Raw genomic sequence first — 3,933 nt, forward strand, 5'->3', positions numbered from 1 at the left:
GCGCTAATTGATTCGCTTTAGTATTGAGGGCTCGGTAGGTTAGCTGTTGGTCTGCAAAGATTACAGCAACTGCCTCCGGTGTTCGTTCTACTTGTGCCTCAAATAGCTGAGGAATACAACGGTATTTGTCTTGGTGATTATTCAAGTTAAGGCTCATATCAAAAATTTTTCCGGCTTCCTATACTTTCCACAACTGCGGATTTTATGTCTTTTACTGCTGCTGTTTTGGAGGGCTGCTTATGATTGTCAATTAGCTGAGATTATGACCCTGGGTAGTATAACACTTCACCGGCGAATATAGAATTCGACTGTGGAAGCTGGAGAATAATCGTGAGGTGGATTATCCCATTATCGCCACTTTGTCAAATGGATAAGATGCCATTGATAGCGTTGATCATAGTAATGAGGTAAATAGGATTTTTTCCCAGCTCCGCTGTTCCCGATTCCCGATTCCCTGTTCCCTAAAATCCTAAATTTGTGTAGCCAAACCAATTGATAACTGGTTGAATAATGGATTATACTATATCTAAATATATAACTAAAAACTATGTCAAAAACAATTGGGTCTGAAGACTATTATGATAAATTTGCTGCCAAATATGACGAGGTGTTAAAGGCACCCAGTTCTAATGTCCAGTATGTAAATGAAGCCGTTAAAATCTTCCATCGACATAATCACCATAAAGGCAGTGTTTTAGATATTGCTTGTGGGACAGGTATCCTAAGTGAATTGTTGCAAGGGGAGTTTGACTATACAGGGATTGATATTTCAAGTAAAATGCTGGATTTTGCGGCCAAAAGGGGGTATAAAACCATCCACAAGCCGATTGAAACAGCACTCGCTGAACTTGAGAGCCAGTCTTACGATTTTGTGTTTTGTTTAAGTTCCTTACTGTTTGTGGAAGACGTGGCAACAGCTATTAAGCAGATGAATCGGATTGGTCGCCAAACGATTATTTTTAGCCTTGATGAAACAACAGAGGAATATATTAACAAGGTTGGTATACCAGTTTATGATCACTCAAAAATTGCCATCGACAATGCCATCGAAGATTATTTTATTGTGGGTTGGACTTCTCCCACCCAAGGAATTACAATCAGAACTCGTATGATTTATATTGAATCAAATAAATAATAATTGTCTAGGATTTTTAATAGCAAAGGGAACAGGGAACAGGGAATCGGGAATCGGTAAACAAGATTGTTTGGCTAATTCCGTAAGAATTATGAGAATTTTGGCGTTGCATAATTGCGGGATGATTGCTTTCGCCAACAGTATCCTCCCCTTTTGCGCCTATACTAAAAGCTACAACAAGCGAAACCCAACAGCACAGGTGTGTGTGTTGGGTTTCGCTTTTGGTTTAAAAACCCTTCATCCAATCTACAGCGAAGGATGTTCAGATCTGGTTTTACTGGTTAGACATCTTCTAGAAATGTTACTGACAGTAAGAATTTTGACAAAGTGTGGAAACATCTACATGAGGCCACAGGACCAAGTCACCGCTTAGGTCTTTCCTGAAGTCAAAATCAGTTGTTTCAGAATACTGCAATTGCAATTCGCTTTTATTATGCGTATTCTCAATCCAGAACGTCGATTTAAACTTCGGAATTTGGAAATCTCCTTCAACCCCGTTAGCCATGTCAAAGAAGGGAATACTAGCAATTGCACCGCCTTTCTGAGCTGTTGAGACCTCAAGCACCGTAGCGTTTCCCTTGATTATATCCTGGTCGAGCACTTCGTTGGGATTTTCTAGATTGAAGTAACCCTTTAATAAATCTTTGAGGTCACGGTAAGGGGTGTTATAGCGTTCTCGGTCTTTACCTAGCTCGGCCACAGGAAACCCACCAGTTTCCTTAATTTCTTCTAACTTCTGGGATTGAGCTTGCCCGAGCGCTAAGACTGTATTACCGCGAGTAAGGGAGAATATTCGTGCTACTTTGTTTTTACCATTTTCTTGCCCTAAGAACAACCATGCTCCCTTTTCACCATGAATTTTTTTGAAAGACTGATCGTTAGATACATCTTTAGGACAAGCAGGAGGAGCCTGGCCAGGCTCCCATGTTTTGGAGGAGAAAACAGTATGCTCATACTCAAGCCCGAAAACCGTAATATTTTTAGGAAAGAGTTTGTCCACAGTTTCAGTTTTTTTCTTGAAGTCTAAAACATCGCAGAAAGGCTCAGCATGGATGCAAAAACTCTCTTTACTCCCTGGAACATCCTCGATGGTGCATTCAGTATGTGTACCCGATTTCCTTTTAATTGGGATGGCAATCATATTCCAACCCTGACCATACCATTTTCCGTATAAATCTGCAAGAGGGCCGAGGTTCTGATCGGCTCGGGGTTTATCATCGACTATTGAATTGCGAAAGGGTGTGATACTCCATTGCTGACTAGGGATGGATTTACGACAGGTTGCCATCATCAGCTTGTTGTCATTTTTATTCACAACTTGTAGGCATTTGTTCTTCCCAGAAACCTTCACTTTCAGTTTATAATCTGAATTGCCAAAGGGTATGATGTTCCATTTCTGAAGTGGGTGCTTCGGACGACACCTTGTCATCTTCAACTGCGTATTATTCACAACTTCTAGGCATTTGTTATTCCCAGTAAACTGCGTTGTCAGTCGATAACCTCCTGAATTGGGAAAGGGTGTGATACTCCATTGCTGACCACGGAAGTTATCACAGTTTGCCATCATCAATTTGTTGTGATCATTATCATTCACAACTTGTAGGCATTTGTTCTTCCCATTCAACTGCGTTTTCAGTTGATAAACTCCTCCATTGTCAAAAGAGTTTATATGAAACTGACCAGCTAAAGCGGTGTTTGGTGAAATCGTCATAGAACCTAGCATCAACACTAAGCTCATCAGGATGATCTGTAGTTTTAACAAACAATTACGTTGTATTTTTTCCATTGTTCTTGACACAATAAATCACAAGAGAATAACACAGTAAAAACTGCATAATCTTCCAGGGTAAGCCCAAGAATCAATAAGCTGTAGCTTATTGATAAAAAAAGGGAATAATTCTGAACAATTAAACTCTATTGAGAATAAAGTTTTACGAGATTATAGGGGTTTCGAACCACGAGCAACGGATATCCAGCCAATTCATATTATGGGCAATTTTTTATTGCCTTTACCCTGCATAATTTGCTCCACAATAATAGTACATTATTCTGGGGCGAATGCAATACCAGAATTTTTGTTACCTTTTCCCGACTCCCTCGGTGCGCTTTACTCCCTGTTGCCTAATCCCTTTGCAAAGGGAGCATGTCACAAATGCCGAACATTTGTACTAAAGCTATAGCCCCCTCATGGGTAAAAGCCAAGCTCATATGGTACATAGTTCATTTGTTCTGGAACATAGACTTGCTTCCCATCAATTTGTGAGAACAATTTAATAGTAGCCCTGTTATATATCTGTGATCCTCATAAAACTCATAGAAAAACTCATAGAAAAACTCATAGAAAAACTCATATCTCACGAAAAACTCATAGAAAAACTCATAGAAAAACTCATATCTCACCAAAAACTCAGGGAGCATGTCACAAATGCAGCAACATTAGTACATGATCTGGGGCATGGGGCATGGGGCATGGGGAATAGGTAATAGGGGGAGCATGTCACACCGAATATTTGGGGAGCAGGTCAATTTGGTAAGAACACTTGAACTACAAACCCTTGAACTACAGTGTTTTCGGGGCTTCAGTAGCAGTCATTAGTTATTTGAGTACATTTGTTCTACGCATTTGACCTGCTCCCCTTTGCAAAAGCCTGAGCCCAAACCCCTAAGCACTGAATTTTTTGTCAGAATACTAGAGTTGAAATGGTTAAGTCAGTAAAGGTAGTAAGCATGGACACGGTCCGCGAGTTGCATCAACAGCTAATCAACAAAGAACGCTCAGCTGTAGAAATCACCCAAGA

Annotated in this window: 4 protein-coding genes; 2 read left to right on the plus strand and 2 right to left on the minus strand. The window is 40.2% G+C overall.

The genetic code is table 11. From position 1 onward, the window contains the following. Positions 1-547: 547 nt before the first annotated feature. Positions 548-1,135, plus strand: a complete 588-nt coding sequence (locus F6K37_RS34170) for a class I SAM-dependent DNA methyltransferase (RefSeq protein ID WP_287255222.1) — start codon at positions 548-550, stop codon at positions 1,133-1,135. On the opposite strand, the gene F6K37_RS34175 is transcribed toward F6K37_RS34170, so the two are convergent. Next, positions 1,124-1,273, minus strand: a complete 150-nt coding sequence (locus tag F6K37_RS34175) for a hypothetical protein (protein ID WP_287255223.1) — start codon at positions 1,271-1,273, stop codon at positions 1,124-1,126. The two genes, F6K37_RS34170 and F6K37_RS34175, sit on opposite strands and share 12 nt — an antisense overlap. A gap of 163 nt (positions 1,274-1,436) precedes the next feature. Then, positions 1,437-2,921, minus strand: coding sequence for an RICIN domain-containing protein (locus F6K37_RS34180; RefSeq protein WP_287255225.1), 1,485 nt, complete (start codon positions 2,919-2,921; stop codon positions 1,437-1,439). A 509-nt stretch (positions 2,922-3,430) separates the two neighbouring features. On the opposite strand from F6K37_RS34180, the gene F6K37_RS34185 reads away from it, so the two are divergent. Further along, positions 3,431-3,619: a hypothetical protein gene (locus F6K37_RS34185; RefSeq protein ID WP_287255228.1), complete on the plus strand. Its 189-nt coding sequence runs from the start codon at positions 3,431-3,433 to the stop codon at positions 3,617-3,619. Positions 3,620-3,933: the final 314 nt, after the last annotated feature.

This window comes from Moorena sp. SIO4E2 (assembly GCF_010671945.1).
GTDB lineage: Bacteria > Cyanobacteriota > Cyanobacteriia > Cyanobacteriales > Coleofasciculaceae > Moorena > Moorena producens.